Origin of the sequence: Agarivorans sp. Toyoura001, from assembly GCF_005405585.1 — a bacterium.
Lineage (GTDB): Bacteria > Pseudomonadota > Gammaproteobacteria > Enterobacterales > Celerinatantimonadaceae > Agarivorans.
On sequence record NZ_BJEQ01000006.1, the window covers coordinates 74,819 to 93,584 of the forward strand.

The following is an 18,766-nucleotide window of genomic DNA, read 5'->3' on the forward strand; positions in this document are numbered from 1 at the left end:
AACAAATAATAATAGCAACGGAAGCATGTATTTATGAACCAAGCAGCTAGCACAGAAACTGATTACAACTATACGGTTGTACGCCAGTTCACTGTAATGACCATTGTTTGGGGTATTGTTGGCATGGGTGTTGGGGTATTAATTGCTGCGCAATTGATCTGGCCTGCACTTAACTTCGATACTCCTTGGCTAACCTATAGCCGGTTACGTCCCCTTCACACTAACGCCGTTATTTTTGCATTTGGTACCAGTGCATTAATGGCATGTTCTTTTTACGTGGTGCAACGTACCTGTCAAACAAGACTATTTGGCGGCCCCCTCGCTTCCTTTGTGTTTTGGGGCTGGAACTTAATTATTGTATCTGCGGCAATTACTTTGCCTATGGGTTTTACCACCTCAAAAGAATACGCTGAACTTGAGTGGCCTATTGGCATTGCCATTGCGGTTGTTTGGGTTGCCTATGGTATTGCCTTTTTCGGTACCATTGTGAAGCGAAAAACGTCTCATATTTACGTGGCGAACTGGTTCTTTGGTGCTTTTATCATCACCGTTGCTGTTTTACACATTGTAAACAATGCTGCTATTCCACTTACCATGACTAAATCGTACTCGATTTATGCTGGCGCTGTAGACGCTATGGTGCAGTGGTGGTATGGGCATAACGCGGTAGGATTCTTATTAACCGCTGGTTTCTTGGGGATGATGTACTACTTCGTTCCTAAGCAAGCAGGTCGTCCGGTTTATAGTTACCGTTTGTCGATTGTTCACTTTTGGGCCCTTGTATCTATTTACATTTGGGCTGGTCCTCACCATTTACACTACACCGCGTTACCTGATTGGGCGCAGTCTCTAGGTATGGTGATGTCGTTAATTTTATTCGCACCTTCTTGGGGTGGCATGATTAACGGTATTATGACCCTGTCTGGTGCGTGGCATAAATTACGCTATGACCCTATTCTACGATTCCTAATTGTTTCATTGTCTTTCTACGGTATGTCTACCTTTGAAGGCCCGATGATGGCAATTAAAACCGTAAATGCTTTATCACACTACACTGATTGGACTGTTGGTCACGTTCACTCTGGTGCTCTTGGTTGGGTAGCAATGGTGTCTATTGGTAGTATTTACCACTTAATTCCTGTTTTATTCGGTCAAGGCCGTATGTACAGCACCAAGCTTATTAACACCCACTTCTGGTTAGCAACTATTGGCGTTGTGCTATATATCGTTGCAATGTGGATTTCTGGTGTGATGCAAGGTTTGATGTGGCGCGCAGTAAACGAAGACGGTACCTTAACCTACTCGTTTGTTGAGTCACTACAGGCTTCTTACCCATTCTACTTCGTTCGTTTTGTTGGTGGTTTGTTCTTCTTAACCGGTATGTTTGTAATGGCCTATAACGCCTTTAAAACAATTACTGCTGAGAAAGGCTCATTAGAACCAATTGAACAGGCTCAGGAGGCATAACATGAAGCACGAGTTAATCGAAAAGAATGTTGGCCTACTTGCCATCTTAATTGTTATCGCGATTAGCTTCGGTGGTTTAGCACAAATCACCCCGCTAATCTTCCAGCCTGAAACAACAGAACCTGTTGACGGCTTAGTTCCTTACACTGCATTAGAAATGGAAGGCCGAGACATCTATATCCGCGAAGGTTGTAGTAACTGTCATAGCCAAATGATTCGTCCATTCCGCGCAGAAACTGAGCGCTACGGGCATTACTCTGTAGCCGGTGAAAGCGTTTGGGAACATCCTTTCTTGTGGGGTTCTAAACGTACTGGACCTGATCTAGCTCGTGTAGGCCAACGTTATTCAGATGAGTGGCATCGTGTTCACCTGATTAATCCACGTGATGTGGTACCTGAGTCTAATATGCCTGGTTTCCCTTGGTTAGAGGAAAATTTGGTAGACGGCTCGTTAACTGGTAAGAAATTGGCGTTGTTTAAAAACCACTTTGGTGTTCCTTATACCGATGCTGACGTTGAAGGCGCAGCAGCAGCGGTTGAAGGAAAAACAGAAATGGAAGCACTCATCGCCTACTTACAAGTGTTAGGTACAGCATTGAAATAAGGAGTTAGTTATGGACTTTGGTACATTTAGCGGCCTCTACACTGCATTCTTAATGGCGATTTTTATTGGCATATTTGCCTGGGCCTACAGCAAGAAACGCAAAAAGGATTTTAGCGAAGCTGCGAATTTGGTTTTTGCCGATGAGCCTAAAGCTAGCTCTACAAAGGAATTTGAAGGAGCACAGAAAAAATGAGCACATTTTGGAGCGTGTGGGTTACCGTAATAACGTTAGGAAGCATCTTAGGCTGTTACTTATTGCTGAGAGCTTGTAACAAAAACACCACCGGTGTTAAAGAAGGTGAATCGATGGGCCACGAGTTTGACGGGATTGAGGAGTTAAATAACCCTCTTCCTAAGTGGTGGTCTTATATGTTCATTATCACCATTATCTTCTCGTTGATTTACTTAGCCGCATACCCAGGTTTAGGCAACTGGCAAGGTTTCCTTGGTTGGAAGAGCTCAGAGATGGGCATTAAGACTATCGCAGAAGGCCAGGAGCGTGTGGCAGCTTACGACGGTACCGTTGCTAACCAATATCAAGGTGAAGTAGAAAAAGCCGACCAACGTTTTGGAGAAGTATTTCGTAAAGTTGCATACAACGAATCTGGAGAATACCGCAGCGTTGAAGAACTCTCAGTTGATCCTGATGCAATTAAAATCGGCCAACGTTTGTTTCTACAAAACTGTTCTCAATGTCATGGTTCAGCCGCTCGTGGTGGTAAGGGCTTCCCTAACCTAACCGACGGAGATTGGTTATACGGCGGCAGCGGCGAAGCGATTAAAGCAAGCTTAATGCATGGTCGCCAAGGCCAAATGCCAGCATGGGAAGCGGTACTTGGTGACGACGGAATCAAAGAAGTTACTGCTTACGTACTGAGTCTTTCAGGCCGTAAGGTTAACGACATTGATGCAGCTGCAGGTAAAAGTCAGTTTGCTGTATGTGCAGCCTGTCATGGCGCAGACGGTACCGGTAGCGAAGCAGTAGGTGCACCCAACTTAACCAATGGCATTTGGTTATACGGTGGTTCGCGTAGAGCGGTAGAAGATACCCTTCGTTACGGTCGTAATGGCGTAATGCCTGCTTGGAAGGATATTCTAGGAGAAGATAAGATTCAGCTTATTTCCGCCTATGTGTATCAGCTTTCTAAGAGCGAATAGACTAAAAATTTATAAAAAGCGACGCCTATGCGTCGCTTTTTTTTGTTATATTTAAGCCCCCTCTTTTTGGAAGTAAGAGCTCATGCAACAAGCTTGGTACAAACAATTTTGGCCGTGGTTTTTAATCGCGTTACCTATGGCTGCAGTCGTTGCTAGCTTAACCACATTTTACATAGCCGCTACCACCGACAATGACATGGTCGTAGAGTCTTATTACAAGAAAGGCAAGGCGATTAATGCCGATTTGTCACTAATACAGCAAGCAGAACAGTTAGGTGTTAAAGCTGCGTTGTCACCTACAGACAGCGGCTTATTGTTAGATATGACGTTACCTGACGAACTGAAAAACCAACCTCTTAAAGTTGAACTGGCCCATAAAACCTTAGCGAGAAACGACCGCAGTTACGTAGTTACCGCTGATGCCACCGGTCGATATAGGTTTGGCGAAGATTTAAATGAAAATGGTCGCTGGTTTATCCGCATCAGTCCAATGGATGACAGTTGGCGTTTACAAGAAGAGCTACAACTGCCGCTGTACAACATAGAAGAGATTGATGGGAAGTAACAAATACCTTTGCTTTCATTGCAATGAAGTTGTTCCGGCAGGTCAGAGCTTATCTGTTCCTATCCTTGGTAAAATGGAACCCATGTGTTGCCAAGGTTGTGCCGCTGTAGCCCAAACCATTATAGACAGTGGCTTAGAAGACTATTACAAGCATCGCACCGCCGCAGCTCCCAGCGCTCAAGGTTTGGTCCCTGACGCATTAACTAAAATGTTGGAATACGACGATGAGAGTGTTCAATTAGACTTTGTCGCTCAGTCAGACGCCTATAAAGAAGTACTGCTGTCTATAGAAGGCATTGCTTGTGCTGCATGTGCATGGCTGATTGAAAAGCAGCTTTCGCATGTTAAAGGTGTTCAGAAAATTCACGTTAATTCTACCACTCAACGTGCCACTTTGTTGTGGGACGATAAACAGGTAAAACTTAGTCAGCTCCTGCAAACCGTTCAAACCCTAGGTTACAACGCCACGCCTTTTCAAACAGACAAACAAGAAGAGTTAGATCGTAAGCTGTATCGAAGCCACTTGTTAAAGCTTGGTGTCGCTGGCTTAGCTACCATGCAAGTGATGATGTTTGCGATTGCTCTCTATGGTGACCTGTTTGACGAAATGGAAGTGATTTATCGAGATTACTTTCGCTGGGTGAGCCTAATTATGGCCACGCCCGTTCTACTTTTTTCAGCGCAGCCTTTCTATTTTGGTGCGTATAGAAGTATAAAAGCTAAAACCCTAAACATGGATGTCCCCGTATCTATTGCACTACTAGGGGCATATAGCGCGTCGTTGTATGCAACCGTAAAAGGCACGGGTGAAGTCTATTTCGAATCGGTTTCAATGTTTACCTTCTTATTGTTACTAGGACGATTGCTGGAGTTACGGGCTAGGCGAAAAGCCAGTGAAACCAGTTCAAACATGCTTAAGCTTATTCCCAAACTAGCTTTAAAACTAAATAAAGACGGCAAACAGCAGCGCGTAGCGGCCAGCCAGCTTAAATTCGGTGACCTTATCGTTATTTTACCTGGGGAAACCGTGCCCGCTGATGGCCAGATTAGCTTTGGTGAAAGTGAATTTGATGAATCCTCTTTAACGGGAGAAAGCTTACCCATTGTTAAGTCGATAGGCGAACGCGTGTTTGCTGGCACCATTAACCACGAGCAGACTGTACATATAGCCGTTGAGGCCGTTTCGCAAAACACCTTTATCGCCAACATTATGCGCTTACAAGAACAAGCGCAGAGTGAAAAGCCGAAGATAGCCACTATAGCAGACGGTGTGGCTCGCTATTTTGTGTTTGGCCTATTGGTTATTGCCGCCCTCACCTACACGTATTGGCATTTTCATTCACCGGAAGACGCTTTTTGGATCACCTTAGCGGTGTTGGTTGCTACTTGCCCTTGCGCACTATCGTTAGCTACGCCAGCAGCACTAACAGCTGCTACTCATAATTTGTCTAAAAATGGCCTGTTAGTAAAACGCGGCCACGTACTAGAAAGCTTGGCTAAGTTACAAGCCGTTGTGTCAGACAAAACCGGCACGCTCACCGAAGGTCGATTGCAGATCCAAGGGCTAGAGTGTTACAAGGGCTACGCTAAGGAGACAGTTCTTGAATATGTTGGTGCCTTAGAGCGTCAAAGTTCTCACCCTATCGCATTGGCGTTTAAATCTTTTCAGAAGTTACAAGCAACAAATATTGAGCACCATACCGGTTTAGGCTTAAGTGGTTTGGTAGACAATCATTCGCTCACTTTAGGAAAGGCTAAGTTTTGCCAACAAATTGCTCAACCCCGCATAGGAATGCTTGAGTTAGTGTTACTGGTAAACACACAGTTAGTGGCCAGAATTTATCTGTCAGACTTAATTAAAAGTGATGCGATAGAATTCGCTAAAGGCTTAAAACAAAGAGACATTAGTTTGTCGATGCTTACTGGTGATGAGTCTGCACAAGTGGAATTTGTTGCCAATCAACTGAGTATCACCGATGTCTCTAGGGGCGCGTTACCTCAGCAAAAACTCGATGTGGTAAAACATAAAGTCACCAGCACGCCACATTTGCTAATGCTTGGCGACGGCGTAAATGACGGGCCTGTGCTCGCGTCTGCACCTTTATCTATCGCTATGGGTTTAGGTACCGACATTGCTAAATCTAGTGCCGATGCAGTCCTTCTCGGCAGTAAGCTAAGAACTTTGTTAAGTGCTATAGATTTGGCTAAAAAAACCCAAAAAATTATCGCTCAAAACTTGGCATGGGCTTTAGGTTATAATGCCCTGATATTGCCCTTAGCGGTGTCGGGTATCGTGACACCTTATATGGCAGCAATCGGCATGTCTTTGTCTTCGCTAGCGGTGTTAACTAACTCACTAAGGTTGAATAAGCGATGAGCATAATTTTTGTGTTAATTCCTATTGCCCTTGTTTTTGTGTGTATTGGAATTGGTATTTTTTTCTGGGCGGTCAAAAGTGAACAGTTTGAAGACCTAGATCGCCAAGGCGTAAACATTTTGTTTGACGAAAAAGGCCAAGACACTAAATCGGTTAAAGATGATACTCCAAACTGATTACGCGGCCGCTTTTATCACCGGTTTATTAGGTGCCACGCATTGCATTGCTATGTGTGGTGGTATTGCCTGTGTTCTTGGTAGCAGAGTTGAAAATTCGTCCTCAAAGTTTTTGGTCAGCGTTGGCTTCAACCTTGGACGAATAGTGAGTTACGCAATTGCGGGTGCGATAGTGTCTGGTTCAATCCAGGCTATTGGGCAAATACACAAATCACTACACTTGCTAGTTAGCCTCCAGTGGCTTGCTGCGTTAATGTTAATTTTGTTAGGTATTCACCTCACCCGGTGGTGGTCTGTACTCACCCCATTAGAGGCTGCTGGTAAAGTGTTATGGAACGAAATCCAACCCACCGCGAGTAAATTTCTCAGTTTAAACCATCCCTTGGCTTGCGTTCCTTTAGGTTTGTTATGGGGGTGGTTACCCTGCGGGTTGGTGTACTCCACTTTAACCTTAAGTGCTAGCCAAGCTAGCTGGCAAAGCGGTGCCGCGGTGATGTTTAGCTTTGGGCTGGGTACTTTTAGCGTTATGTTGCTCTCGGTGATGCTTGGTCAAAAACTTAGCCACTTGTTAAACAACCGTAAGCTACAGATTGTTTCTGGACTTAGTGTTTTTGCTCTAGGGATCTATCAGGTTGTTACATTGTTGTAGCAATAGCGCTAGAAAAATACCTCTATAAAGAGTAGAATTGCCTCGAACTCCTATAGCATAGTTTGAGTATGAGCATTAACCCAAAAGCTAGTCAAAGAATCCAAACTGGTGGATGTGAAATCCATTGTCAAGATTGCAGCATTGCACAATTGTGTATTCCATTTTCTTTAAATGAAACTGAGCTAGATCGTTTAGACAGTATTATTGAGCGTAAAAAGCCTATTCAAAAAGGCGAAGAAATTTTTGCTGCTGGCGATAAACTTAAAAGCTTATACGCGATACGTTCAGGCACCATTAAGTCGTACACCATTACCGAACAAGGTGATGAGCAAATCACTGGTTTTCATTTAGCTGGCGATTTAGTTGGCTTCGATGCTATCAATAACCAAGTACACCCTAGTTTTGCACAAGCCCTTGAAACGTCGATGGTATGTGAAATCCCTTTTGATACCATGGATGACTTGTCGGCAAGTATGCCTAAACTTCGTCGCCAAATGATGCGTTTAATGAGCAACGAGATTGTCGCTGACCAAGAGATGATTTTGTTACTCAGTAAGAAAAATGCTGAAGAGCGTTTAGCCGCATTTATCTATGGTTTATCGCAGCGCTTCTCTGAGCGTGGTTTCTCTCCGAGAGAGTTTCGCCTTACCATGACTCGTGGTGATATCGGTAATTACTTAGGTTTAACAGTAGAAACTATTTCACGTTTGTTAGGCCGTTTCCAAAAAGCCGATATGATTGCGGTTAAAGGTAAATATATTTCAATTACCGACCGCGAATCCCTTCGTCAATTAGCTGGTGCCAAAGCTACCTAAGTGATTAATAACACTGACCTGATTTACATCAAGCTATGATAAAAAACTTGGGTCAGTGTTAACTAAGTCAGATTTATTCCTTCCAAATTGAGCTAAAGTTAAGTAGCTATTCCAGAACATTCTAGGAGCTGCTTTATGATTAAGTATCGTAATATTTTAGTGGTCATTGACCCCCTGCACGACACTCAGGCGGCTTTGTCTCGGGCTGTGTTTTTAGCACAGAAAGAAGACCAAGCAAAAATCAAAGCTCTACTCACCATTTATGACTTCTCTTACGAGATGACGTCAATGTTATCTGGCGAAGAGCGAGAAGCCATGCGCTCTGGCGTAATAGACGAACGTAAAGTCTGGTTGAACGAAGTTATCGCGGCAACAGATACCGCAGGCCTAGAGATAGAAATCAAGGTAGTGTGGAATAACCGACTCTATGAAAGTGTTATAGAAGAAGTTCTCGATTTTGGTCACGACCTTGTGGTTAAAGCCACCCACCCTCACCCTACACTGCAATCAATAATCTTTACCCCCAACGATTGGCACATTTTACGTAAGTGTCCAACACCAGTGCTAATGGTTAAAGACCATGATTGGCCAACAGCAGGTAAGATTGTTGCAGCGATTCACGCAGGAGCAGAGGACGAAGAGCACCACAAACTCAATGTGCGAATTGCTCAAGAAGCTAAGGATTTATGCCGGTTACTATCTGCCACTCCCCATATTGTTACAGCCTATCCCGCAGCCCCGGTAAATATTGCCATAGAGCTGCCTGATTTCGACCCTCTCAAGTACAACAAAAATGTTATGGAATACCATAAAGAAGCCCTGAATAAATTTGTGGCTGAACAGTTTGGGCAAGAAGTCACTAGCCACCTCGAAGAAGGCTTACCCGATGATGTAATTCCCGAAGTGGCCAATGAGATTGGTGCAGATATAGTTATTTTGGGTACGTCTGGTCGAAGCGGTTTTAGCGCAGCATTAATAGGTAATACCGCTGAGCACGTTATTGATCAATTAGACTGCGATTTACTGGCATTGAAACCACAAAACTTTGTTAGTCCTTTCCAAAAATAGATCCGTTTAAGCTAAGGGAAAAGATTGCTTAAGCAAGGCGGGGTTATATAATAGCCCCGCTTTTTTATTGGGAACTCAAAATGTCAGTTACAGCTAAACAACAATACAACCAAAACAAACTTCATAAGCGAATTCGTCGACATGTAGGCCAAGCGATAGCTGACTACAATATGATTGAAGAAGGCGATAAAGTAATGGTGTGTTTGTCTGGCGGTAAAGACAGTTACGCAATGTTAGACATTTTGCTGCATCTAAAAGCCCACGCACCAATAAGCTTTAACGTTATTGCCGTTAACCTTGACCAAAAACAACCTGGCTTCCCAGAGCATATTTTGCCTGAATACCTAGATAACTTAGGTATTGAATACCAAATTGTGCAAGAAGATACCTACTCAATTGTAAAAGACAAAATCCCTGAAGGTAAAACGACCTGTTCTTTATGTTCTCGTTTACGCCGCGGTATTTTGTACCGTACCGCTACCGAACTAGGCGCCACCAAAATTGCACTAGGCCACCATAGAGACGATATATTAGAAACCCTATTCTTAAACATGTTTCATGGCGGTAAACTAAAAACCATGCCACCTAAGTTAGTCAGTGACGATGGGAAACATGTCGTGATTCGTCCAATGGCCTACTGTAAAGAGGCCGATATGGAAAAATACGCTGAGGTAAAAGAATTCCCTATTATTCCGTGTAACCTTTGCGGCTCTCAAGAAAACCTGCAGCGTCAGGCAATTAAACAAATGTTGAATGACTGGGAAAAGCGTTTTCCAGGAAGAGTAGAATCAATGTTTAGATCGGTGCAAAACGTCGTGCCATCTCATTTACTCGATCACCAACAGTTTGACTTTAAATCTATTAACCGAGATAGCGGCATAATTGACGGCGGTGATATTGGTTTCGATGCACCTCAGTTAGAACCCCAGCAGACAATGAAAGAGACGACTGGGGTAGTTCAAATAGTAGAGCTTTAGTTCTTAAGAACTCACTGATAAGTGAGAAGGCCACAAAGATTTATTGCTTCTCATCATCTGTTGGAGCTCGTGCACATAGGCTTCACCCCGTTCAGAATAGCTAGTAAGAAAACTTGCTAGCTCGATTGCGTCTATCTCGCCGCGTGTTCTAGCGATTTGGCGATGTTCTCGTAACGCTTGGTAGGCTGGATGACTGTTAAGGTTGTTCATATAGGCATTTACCGACTGATACACACTATCAAATTTACGTACTTCATGGTTAGCACCGTCAACACGGCTTAATGGTACTAAGCCACAACCTTTCTGGTAACACCATTGACCAAACAAGTTATTTCCTTCTTTGGCAAACCTTGACGTTCCCCATGCAGACTCGTTAGCAGCTTGGGCTAGCACTAAGGCAGGAGGCACAACGTCTATTTTGGCTAGTAGCTCAGTAATGATTTGCTTATCACCAAGGGTGGTATCAACCCGATAATCTTCAGCTAACCCAACTAAAATCTTGTGTTGTTTTTTACTTAATTTGCTATTCGCTATCTTGCTATTGAAGGAAACCAGTTGATTACGTTGCTTAAGTATTTGCTGATTACTTGCTTTTATTAGTGGCAAAATATATTGAGTAAATTGCTGCTTTTTTTGATTAACATCGGTAAATTCTTCAAAAGCAGGTAGCGGTGCGTAACTAATGATGGGTGAAGTCTGTTTTGGTGTGTGATCGCAAGCGATGATTAGGCTTGATAACAAGCCTATAAGTAAAAATTTATTCAAGTAGTTGCTCTTATTTCTATGGTTAATTCTTGCAAGAAGTTAGGAACTAACTCACTCGCTGGGCCGTAATGACGTTCTGCAAATTCGCTTTGCATTTCAGAGGGCTCAAGATTGAGTTCAATGGTTCTGGCATCATGGCTTGCAGCTTCATGAACGAAACCGCCCGCCGGAAACACATGTCCCGAGGTACCAATGGCAATAAATATATCACAGTGATTAAGTCGATGGTAAATCTTGTCTAGGCCAATAGGCATTTCGCCAAACCACACAACGTGCGGTCTTAGTCGAGTAGGAAACTGACAACATGTACACAATACCTCAGCACCTAAGTCGCCTTTCCAATTGGTGGTTTGATTAGACATTGGGCAGCGTGCCTTTAATAGCTCACCATGCATATGCAAAACATTCTTGCTGCCGGCACGTTCGTGCAAGTCATCAATGTTTTGGGTGATAACTAGTAGCTCTATATCATCTTGTTGCTCTAGCTCGGCAAGCGCGAAGTGGGCTGCATTGGGCTGTACCTTACTACTTTGAAGCTGTTGGCGACGCAGATTATAAAATTGATCGACAAAATCTGGAGCTCGTTGATAAGCCTCTGGTGTTGCGACATCTTCTACGCGATGCTTTTCCCACAAACCATCTGAATCACGGAAAGTTTGAATTCCTGATTCAGCAGAAACCCCTGCTCCGGTCAAAACAATCACATTTTTTTTCATATTCATCTTCTTTTGTTCAAAATCGAATAGAAAGCTCTATAAATATATATTAAGTCAGCATAAGTCCCCATTCTACTTAAGTTGTAATGTGACAAACATGGCTTAAAAGTTACTAACTGTTAACATTTTATCTAGAATGATTCTCGACAGAGCCACAAATATCTAGTTTGTCTGACCGCATAGTTAATCTAAATTAAACTTTTGCGACATATCTCGCTTTTGCTACTTTTAAGCTAACTAAATCAGGGAATTATCTGTAGCTGTGCTAATCTTGATCTAGCGCAAGAAAACGATAAAAAGCCTACGGATACTGCTGCTTGATACTATATTCAATTATATTGAATAGTTTTGCGCCGGTGGTCAGTTATTCGGCATTCTGTTGTGATTGCGGTGTTACAATAATGTTGACACCCAATATTTGAATGTTTATGTTGTTATTGGCTCTGGTTTTGGCTCTTGATTGAATATAGAGCCGTTCAACCCACAATATAAAGACAAACTGTACAGGGAAGAAAACATGTTAAAAAACACGCATATTAAAGCTGCGGTAGCTGCTGTAGCCTTAGCTTTCGCAGCAAATGCTAGCGCTGCTGATGGCACGTTAGACAACGTAAAAAGTAAAGGTTTCTTACAATGTGGCGTTAGTACCGGCTTGCCTGGTTTCTCAAACCCAGATGCTGACGGAAATTGGCAAGGTCTAGATGTAGACGTTTGTCGCGCAGTAGCCGCCGCCGTTCTAGGCGATGCTTCTAAAGTTAAATATACTCCCCTTACTGCAAAAGAGCGTTTCACTGCACTGCAGTCTGGTGAAATCGACATTCTTTCTCGTAACACTACTTGGACGCTAACCCGCGACAGTTCACTAGGTTTGAATTTTGCTGGTGTTAACTATTATGACGGCCAAGGCTTTATGGTTAGCAAAGAGCTCGGTGTGTCTTCAGCTAAAGAATTAGATGGCGCTGCAGTATGTATCCAATCTGGTACTACTACCGAACTAAACTTAGCGGATTACTTCCGTGAGCATGGTATGAAATACACGCCTGTAGTATTTGATACCTCAGACCAAACAGTAAAAGGTTTCGAAGCTGGCCGTTGTGATGTTTTAACCTCAGACCAATCGCAACTTTATGCACTGCGTATCAAACTAGCTAAGCCAGACAGCGCAATGGTATTGCCTGAGATTATTTCTAAAGAGCCTTTAGGTCCAGTTGTTCGTCAAGGCGATGATCAATGGCTAAACATTGTTAAATGGTCTTTATTCGCCATGATCAATGCAGAAGAATATGGCTTAAGCTCTGCAAACGCAGACGACATGCTTAAATCGACTAACCCTAACGTACGCCGTATCTTAGGTTTAGAAGGCCCTAAAGGTAAAGGTTTAGGCTTAGACGACAAATGGGGCTACAACATTGTTAAGCAAGTTGGTAGCTACGGCGAGTCTTTCGAGAAAAACGTAGGTACTAGCTCTCCGCTTGGTATCGCTCGTGGTGTTAACGCACTATGGAAAGACGGTGGTTTCCAATACGCTCCACCTATTCGTTAATTTCTACTCTTAAAAGAGCAGGGCTTGCCCTGCTCTCTTCCGTTTTAATCCTACACTACTAGGTTACATTATATGGCTGCCCATCCTTCCTCAAAGGATAACTCAGCAAATAGTCTTCGTAAGATCTGGTTTGATCCCAACGTAAGAGCGCTAGTTTTCCAAATTCTCGTTGTTATTGGTGTTATTGGTTTCTTTTTCTACATCATCAGTAACGCTCTTTTTAACTTAGAACAACGTGGTATTACGACCGGTTTTGGTTTTATGAACCAAACTGCAGGTTTCGGTATTATTCAGTCATTGGTCGAATATGACGAAAGCCACACGTTTGGGCGCACTTTTTTAGTTGGCTTGTTAAACACAATTCTAATATCTGTACTGGGTATTATATTTGCCACTATTCTTGGTTTCATTATGGGCATAGCACGCCTGTCGCAAAACTGGTTGGTTTCTAAAGTTGCCACCGTTTACATTGAAACTCTGCGTAACATTCCTTTACTTTTACAAATATTCTTTTGGTACTTTGCGGTACTTAGAGCACTGCCTAGTCCTAAGCAAAGTCTTAGCATTGGTGAAGCGGTGTTTTTGAACGTGCGTGGCCTTTACATGCCAGGGCCCATTATGGAGTCGGGCGCTAATATCGTTGTCATTAGTTTTATTTTGGCAATTATTGGCTCTTTTGTTTTAGCCAAGTGGGCTAAAAAGCGTCAAATGCTTACTGGTCAACCCTTCCCTATTTTTTCTGTTTCTGCAGCAATGATTATCTTGGTGCCTACGGTTGTATTCTTTTTAATGGGCTCGCCAATTGGCTTAGAGTACCCAGCATTAAAGGGCTTTAACTTCCGTGGTGGTATGGTAATTATTCCAGAGTTAGCCGCTTTATTAGTCGCTCTTACTTTTTACACCGCAGCTTTTATAGCAGAGATTGTTCGATCTGGTATTTTGGCCGTAAGTAAAGGTCAGAGTGAGGCGGCTGAGTCTTTAGGCTTAACCAGAACTCAAGCCTTAAAGCTGGTGATTATTCCTCAGGCAATGCGGGTGATTATTCCTCCGCTCACCAGCCAATATCTAAACTTAACCAAAAACTCATCGTTAGCTACAGCAATTGGTTATCCGGATTTAGTATCAGTATTTATGGGAACAACCTTAAATCAAACAGGTCAAGCGATTGAAGTTATTGCGCTAACCATGGCGGTTTATCTCACCATTAGTATTGCTACTTCAATCTTGATGAATATCTACAACAAGAAAATGGCTTTGGTGGAGCGTTAATATGTCAGTACATCAATTCAAACCTGATCTAGCGCCACCAAACCTCAGTGTTGGCTTTGTGGGCTGGTTAAAGAAAAATCTGTTTTCTTCTTGGCTTAATAGCCTATTTACCCTTTTCATCTTGTACTTAATTATTCCACCTTTAGCCTCGGCTATTCAGTGGGCGTTTTTGCAAGCCGATTGGATTGGGGATAGTCGAGAAGCTTGTACCAGTGACGGCGCATGTTGGGTATTTGTCGCAGACCGATTTTCTCAGTTAATCTACGGATTCTACCCTTCTGCTGAGCGCTGGAGAGTTGATTTGGTATTTGTTACCTTCTTGATTCTTATTGCAGCCTTGGTTTACGAGAAAACACCTCACAAACCTAAAATTGCATTATTCAGCTTGTTTATATACCCAATTATTGTGTTCTTCTTATTGTTAGGTGACTCCTTCGGTTTACCTAAAGTAGAAACCCATCAATGGGGTGGCTTAATGCTAACGCTAGTATTGGCTATCGTGGGTATTGTTGCAGCTCTTCCAATCGGTATTTTATTGGCTTTAGGTCGACGCTCTCATATGCCAATAGTACGAAGCTTTTGTACTATCTACATTGAGTTTTGGCGGGCTGTGCCTCTTATTACCGTATTGTTTATGGCATCGGTTATGTTACCGCTGTTTGTTGGCGCAGAAGTTGATTTCAACAAACTAGCTCGAGCGATGATTGGCATTATTATGTTCCAGTCAGCTTATATGGCAGAGGTAATTCGTGGTGGTTTACAAGCAATTCCTAAAGGTCAGTACGAGGCAGGTGAAGCGCTTAGCTTGAGTTACTGGCAATCTATGGGTTTAATTATTCTGCCACAAGCGTTAAAAATTACTATTCCGTCAATCGTTAATACCTTTATAGCCTTGTTTAAGGATACTAGTTTGGTACTGGTAATTGGGTTATTCGATTTATTGGCTATCGGTCAATCAGCTCTAGCTGACCCGGCTTGGCTTGGTTTTTCTACCGAAATGTATGTATTTATCGCTTTTGTTTTTTGGGTGTTCTGTTTCAGCATGTCTCGCTATTCGATCCATCTCGAGAAGAAACTACACACAGGACATTAATAAGGAAATTTTAAATGACTTCTAATCAAGCAAGCCCTGAGGTGGTAATTCAACTTAAGGGAATGAACAAATGGTACGGCGAGTTCCACGTACTTAAAGACTTAGACTTAACGGTAGCCAAAGGCGAAAAAATTGTTATCTGTGGCCCATCGGGCTCCGGCAAGTCAACAATGATTCGTTGTATTAACCGCCTAGAAGAACATCAAAAAGGCGACATAATTGTAAACGGTACTGAATTACAAAGTGATTTAAAAAGTATTGAATTAGTGCGAAGTGACGTAGGTATGTGTTTTCAACACTTCAACTTATTTCCACATCTCACGGTATTGCAAAACTGTTGTTTAGCGCCAATTTGGGTTAAAAAAATCCCCAAAGCAGAGGCCGAAGCAACTGCGATGAAATACTTAGAGCGAGTTAAAATTCCAGAACAAGCTGACAAGTACCCAGGTCAACTCTCTGGTGGTCAACAGCAGCGTGTAGCGATTGCTCGCAGTTTATGTATGAACCCATCTATCATGTTGTTTGATGAGCCAACTTCTGCTCTTGATCCTGAAATGGTAAGAGAAGTGTTAGATGTAATGGTGGAGTTAGCGAATGAAGGGATGACCATGCTTTGTGTAACCCACGAAATGGGCTTTGCTAAGCAGGTTGCAGATCGGGTTATCTTTATGGACAGAGGGGAAATTATTGAAGAGAACGAACCGGTTCAGTTCTTTGAGAACCCAAAATCTGATCGTACTAAACTATTCTTAAGCCAGATCTTAAATCACTAGTTAGTAAACAGATAAAAAGAAAGGAAGCCAATTGGCTTCCTTTTTTATTAACTGAACATTATTTTGGTTCGGCGTTCTCTACCCTACTCTTGAGCTTTTGCCCAGGACGAAAGGTGACTACTCGACGCGCAGAGATGGGGATATCTTCACCAGTTTTCGGGTTACGACCAGGGCGTTGATTTTTCTCCCTTAGATCAAAGTTTCCAAAACCTGAAATTTTGACTTGCTCCCCACTTTCCAAAGCCACCCGTATTTCTTCAAAAAACGCTTCTACAACTTCTTTAGACTCTCTTTTGCTAAAGCCTAAGTTTTCAAATAAATTTTCTGCCAGGTCAGCTTTAGTTAATGCCATAACTAGTCCCTCAAGGATGCGTCAAACTCTGAACGTAACGCCTCTACAATGGTATCAACTGTAGCGGCAATCTCTTTTTCTTCAAGGGTTCGGCTTTGTTCTTGCAGCGTTAAGCTAATCGCAATACTTTGCATATCGTCTGCAATGCCTTTCCCTTTGTATACATCGAATAAGTTTACGCCAACTAATTGATTTCCGCCAACTTTCTTAATGCAATTTAATAAATCTCCTGCATTAACTTGTTCTGATACTAATAAAGCAAGGTCGCGTCGGTTAGCTGGGAACTTAGAAACAGGCTTAGCATCTGGTAAGTTACGTTGGGTAACCGCTGCAAGTTCTAGCTCAAATACAAATACTTTACCACTTAAGCCAAAGGCTTTTAGATGTTGTGGATGCAATGCACCTACATACCCAACATGTATACCATGACGCAATATGCTTGCAGATTGGCCAGGATGTAATGCAGGAATATTTGCAGCTTCAAAGCTAAATGAATCAGCATCAGTGGTTTGTTGAATTAACGCTTCAACATCACCTTTGATATCAAAGAAATCTAATTCTCGCTCTGTGCTATTCCAAGCTTCTTGATTCGCTGTGCCACTAATCACGCCAGCCAACATTGCTGTTTGGCTTACATTGTTTTCAGCGTTTGTATCAGGAAAAAACCGTAAACCCGACTCAAATACACGAACCCGAGCTTGTTGGCGTTTTTGGTTGTAAGACACGGTATCTAACAAGCCAGTCCACAAACTTAAACGCATTGCCGACATTTCCACAGAAATTGGGTGCGGTAAAATCATAGCATCTTGTTGTGGGTGCAATAGTTGCTGGCGTTTAGGGTCAACAAAACTGTAAGTAACCGCTTCTTGATAACCACGACCACACAACAACTGGCGCAACTTGCTTGCTGGTAACTCAACTTCTTTGTGTTGACCCATTTTTAAAGATGCCACAGGCGAAACATTTGGAATGTTGTTATATCCGAAAATTCGCGCAACCTCTTCAATTAGGTCTTCTTCAATCGCCATATCAAAACGGTAACTCGGTGCAGTTGCCTGCCAGCCTTGTTCCGTTTCGGTAACAGTCATACCTAAACGAGTAAGGATTTCGCTAACTTGATCTTTGGCAAACGAGTAACCAATCACTTTTTCTAAACGCGCATGGCGCAAAGTAATGGTTGCCGCTTGTGGGAGCTTAGCTTCATCACCAGACTCAACAATTGGGCCTACCTCGCCACCACAAATCTCGACCAATAACTGTGTAGCGCGTTCCATTGCTTGAGTTTGCAATTGGAAATCGACCCCACGTTCGTAACGGTGAGATGAGTCAGTGTGTAAACCATATTGTCGGGCACGACCAGTAATAGCTAGTTTGCTAAAGAACGCACACTCCAAAAAGATGTCGCTGCTACTTTCAGTAACACCGGTTTTCTCACCACCAAAGATACCTGCCATTGCAATTGGACCGCTCTGGTCACAAATAGTAAGAGTATTATCTTTTAACTCAACTTCGTTACCATCTAGTAATACCAGCTTTTCGCCGTTATTTGCTAAACGCACATCAACTGAACCGTTTAGCTTTGCAAGATCAAAAGCATGCATTGGTTGACCTTGCTCTACCAGTACATAGTTAGTCACATCTACTACTGGATCGATAGATCGAATCCCACTGCGGCGCAAACGTTCTTGCATCCAAAGAGGTGTTGTTGCTTTTACATCGACACCTTTTATCACGCGTCCCAAGTAACGTGGACATTGCTCTGTCGCTTCAACGTTCACCGTAAACGTATCTTCAATACTTACTACAGTGTTTTGCCATTGTGGCTCTGCAACGTCCATTTGATTTAGCACACCTACTTCGCGAGCCAAACCACGAAGGCTTAAACAATCGGCACGGTTGGGTGTTAAATCAACTTCAATAGTTACGTCACCTAACTGTAGGTAATCACGCAAATCAGTACCAATTGGCGCGTCACTTGGAAGCTCCATAATACCGTCGGACTCATCACTGATGCCTAGTTCACTGTAGGCACAAAGCATACCGTGAGAAGGTTGACCTCGCAGTTTCGCTTTTTTTATTTTGAAATCGCCGGGTAATACTGCGCCAACTTGAGCTACCGCTACTTTTAAGCCTTGGCGGCAATTTGGGGCACCACAAACAATGTCTAATAGCTCGTCGCCACCAACATTGATTTTGGTTACGCGTAATTTGTCAGCATCAGGATGTTGACCACACTCAACCACTTCACCAATAACAACGCCGTTAAAACTAGACGCTACCGCTTCAATGCCGTCAACTTCTAGGCCAGCCATGGTGATTTGCTCAGACAACTCATCGCGTGAAATGCTAGGGTTAACCCATTCTCTTAGCCATGATTCACTAAATTTCATGTTAACTAA

General features: G+C 42.9%; 19 protein-coding genes. 15 read left to right on the plus strand and 4 right to left on the minus strand.

Features of this window, described 5'->3' with window-relative positions:
* The first annotated feature begins 33 nt into the window (after positions 1-33).
* The 11 genes from ccoN to ttcA all read left to right on the plus strand — a co-directional run bounded on the left by ccoN (position 34) and on the right by ttcA (position 9,856).
* Complete coding sequence (gene ccoN / locus FFR00_RS09675) at positions 34-1,467, plus strand: cytochrome-c oxidase, cbb3-type subunit I (protein WP_137673194.1); 1,434 nt, start codon at positions 34-36, stop codon at positions 1,465-1,467.
* A 1-nt stretch (position 1,468) separates the two neighbouring features.
* Positions 1,469-2,071 carry a cytochrome-c oxidase, cbb3-type subunit II gene (gene ccoO / locus FFR00_RS09680; protein ID WP_137673195.1) on the plus strand — a complete coding sequence of 201 codons (603 nt, stop codon included), beginning with the start codon at positions 1,469-1,471 and terminating at the stop codon, positions 2,069-2,071.
* Positions 2,072-2,081: 10 nt separating this feature from the next.
* Positions 2,082-2,264 (plus strand): cbb3-type cytochrome c oxidase subunit 3, encoded by a 183-nt coding sequence (locus FFR00_RS09685; protein WP_137673196.1) that lies wholly within the window; start codon positions 2,082-2,084, stop codon positions 2,262-2,264.
* Positions 2,261-3,229 carry a cytochrome-c oxidase, cbb3-type subunit III gene (ccoP, locus tag FFR00_RS09690; RefSeq protein ID WP_137673197.1) on the plus strand — a complete coding sequence of 323 codons (969 nt, stop codon included), beginning with the start codon at positions 2,261-2,263 and terminating at the stop codon, positions 3,227-3,229. The genes FFR00_RS09685 and ccoP overlap by 4 nt, the downstream gene beginning before the upstream one ends.
* A gap of 82 nt (positions 3,230-3,311) precedes the next feature.
* Entirely contained in the window at positions 3,312-3,794 is a 483-nt protein-coding gene (locus FFR00_RS09695) for a FixH family protein (RefSeq protein ID WP_137673198.1), read from the plus strand.
* Complete coding sequence (locus tag FFR00_RS09700; protein ID WP_137673199.1) at positions 3,784-6,171, plus strand: heavy metal translocating P-type ATPase; 2,388 nt, start codon at positions 3,784-3,786, stop codon at positions 6,169-6,171. Before FFR00_RS09695 ends, FFR00_RS09700 begins: the two co-directional genes overlap by 11 nt.
* Positions 6,168-6,347 (plus strand): cbb3-type cytochrome oxidase assembly protein CcoS, encoded by a 180-nt coding sequence (gene ccoS, locus FFR00_RS09705; protein WP_137673200.1) that lies wholly within the window; start codon positions 6,168-6,170, stop codon positions 6,345-6,347. Before FFR00_RS09700 ends, ccoS begins: the two co-directional genes overlap by 4 nt.
* Positions 6,331-6,996 carry a sulfite exporter TauE/SafE family protein gene (locus tag FFR00_RS09710; protein ID WP_137673201.1) on the plus strand — a complete coding sequence of 222 codons (666 nt, stop codon included), beginning with the start codon at positions 6,331-6,333 and terminating at the stop codon, positions 6,994-6,996. Before ccoS ends, FFR00_RS09710 begins: the two co-directional genes overlap by 17 nt.
* Before the next feature lie 68 nt (positions 6,997-7,064).
* The gene (locus tag FFR00_RS09715) at positions 7,065-7,811 is read left to right on the plus strand and encodes an FNR family transcription factor (protein ID WP_137673202.1); all 747 of its coding nucleotides are present in this window, start codon (positions 7,065-7,067) and stop codon (positions 7,809-7,811) included.
* 135 nt (positions 7,812-7,946) lie between these two features.
* Positions 7,947-8,879 carry a universal stress protein UspE gene (gene uspE / locus FFR00_RS09720; protein ID WP_137673203.1) on the plus strand — a complete coding sequence of 311 codons (933 nt, stop codon included), beginning with the start codon at positions 7,947-7,949 and terminating at the stop codon, positions 8,877-8,879.
* Between the two features lie 80 nt (positions 8,880-8,959).
* Positions 8,960-9,856 carry a tRNA 2-thiocytidine(32) synthetase TtcA gene (ttcA, locus tag FFR00_RS09725; protein WP_137673204.1) on the plus strand — a complete coding sequence of 299 codons (897 nt, stop codon included), beginning with the start codon at positions 8,960-8,962 and terminating at the stop codon, positions 9,854-9,856.
* A gap of 3 nt (positions 9,857-9,859) precedes the next feature.
* On the opposite strand, the gene FFR00_RS09730 is transcribed toward ttcA, so the two are convergent.
* Positions 9,860-10,621: a glucosaminidase domain-containing protein gene (locus FFR00_RS09730; RefSeq protein ID WP_201798725.1), complete on the minus strand. Its 762-nt coding sequence runs from the start codon at positions 10,619-10,621 to the stop codon at positions 9,860-9,862.
* Positions 10,618-11,343 (minus strand): Sir2 family NAD+-dependent deacetylase, encoded by a 726-nt coding sequence (gene cobB / locus FFR00_RS09735; RefSeq protein ID WP_306766884.1) that lies wholly within the window; start codon positions 11,341-11,343, stop codon positions 10,618-10,620. The genes FFR00_RS09730 and cobB overlap by 4 nt, the downstream gene beginning before the upstream one ends.
* A gap of 511 nt (positions 11,344-11,854) precedes the next feature.
* On the opposite strand from cobB, the gene FFR00_RS09740 reads away from it, so the two are divergent.
* From FFR00_RS09740 to FFR00_RS09755, 4 genes are all read left to right on the plus strand, one after another.
* Positions 11,855-12,880, plus strand: a complete 1,026-nt coding sequence (locus tag FFR00_RS09740; protein ID WP_137673207.1) for an amino acid ABC transporter substrate-binding protein — start codon at positions 11,855-11,857, stop codon at positions 12,878-12,880.
* A 72-nt stretch (positions 12,881-12,952) separates the two neighbouring features.
* On the plus strand, positions 12,953-14,149 hold the full coding sequence (locus FFR00_RS09745) for an amino acid ABC transporter permease (protein ID WP_137673208.1): 1,197 nt from the start codon (positions 12,953-12,955) through the stop codon (positions 14,147-14,149).
* A 1-nt stretch (position 14,150) separates the two neighbouring features.
* Positions 14,151-15,242 (plus strand): amino acid ABC transporter permease, encoded by a 1,092-nt coding sequence (locus tag FFR00_RS09750; RefSeq protein ID WP_137673209.1) that lies wholly within the window; start codon positions 14,151-14,153, stop codon positions 15,240-15,242.
* A 14-nt stretch (positions 15,243-15,256) separates the two neighbouring features.
* Complete coding sequence (locus tag FFR00_RS09755) at positions 15,257-16,015, plus strand: amino acid ABC transporter ATP-binding protein (RefSeq protein WP_137673210.1); 759 nt, start codon at positions 15,257-15,259, stop codon at positions 16,013-16,015.
* Positions 16,016-16,073: 58 nt separating this feature from the next.
* Here FFR00_RS09755 and ihfA read toward each other — a convergent pair whose 3' ends face one another.
* The gene (gene ihfA / locus FFR00_RS09760; protein WP_016401503.1) at positions 16,074-16,367 is read right to left on the minus strand and encodes an integration host factor subunit alpha; all 294 of its coding nucleotides are present in this window, start codon (positions 16,365-16,367) and stop codon (positions 16,074-16,076) included.
* Positions 16,368-16,369: 2 nt separating this feature from the next.
* A complete protein-coding gene (gene pheT, locus FFR00_RS09765; RefSeq protein ID WP_137673211.1) occupies positions 16,370-18,757 on the minus strand; it encodes a phenylalanine--tRNA ligase subunit beta in 2,388 nt (795 codons plus the stop codon).
* Positions 18,758-18,766 lie beyond the last annotated feature (9 nt).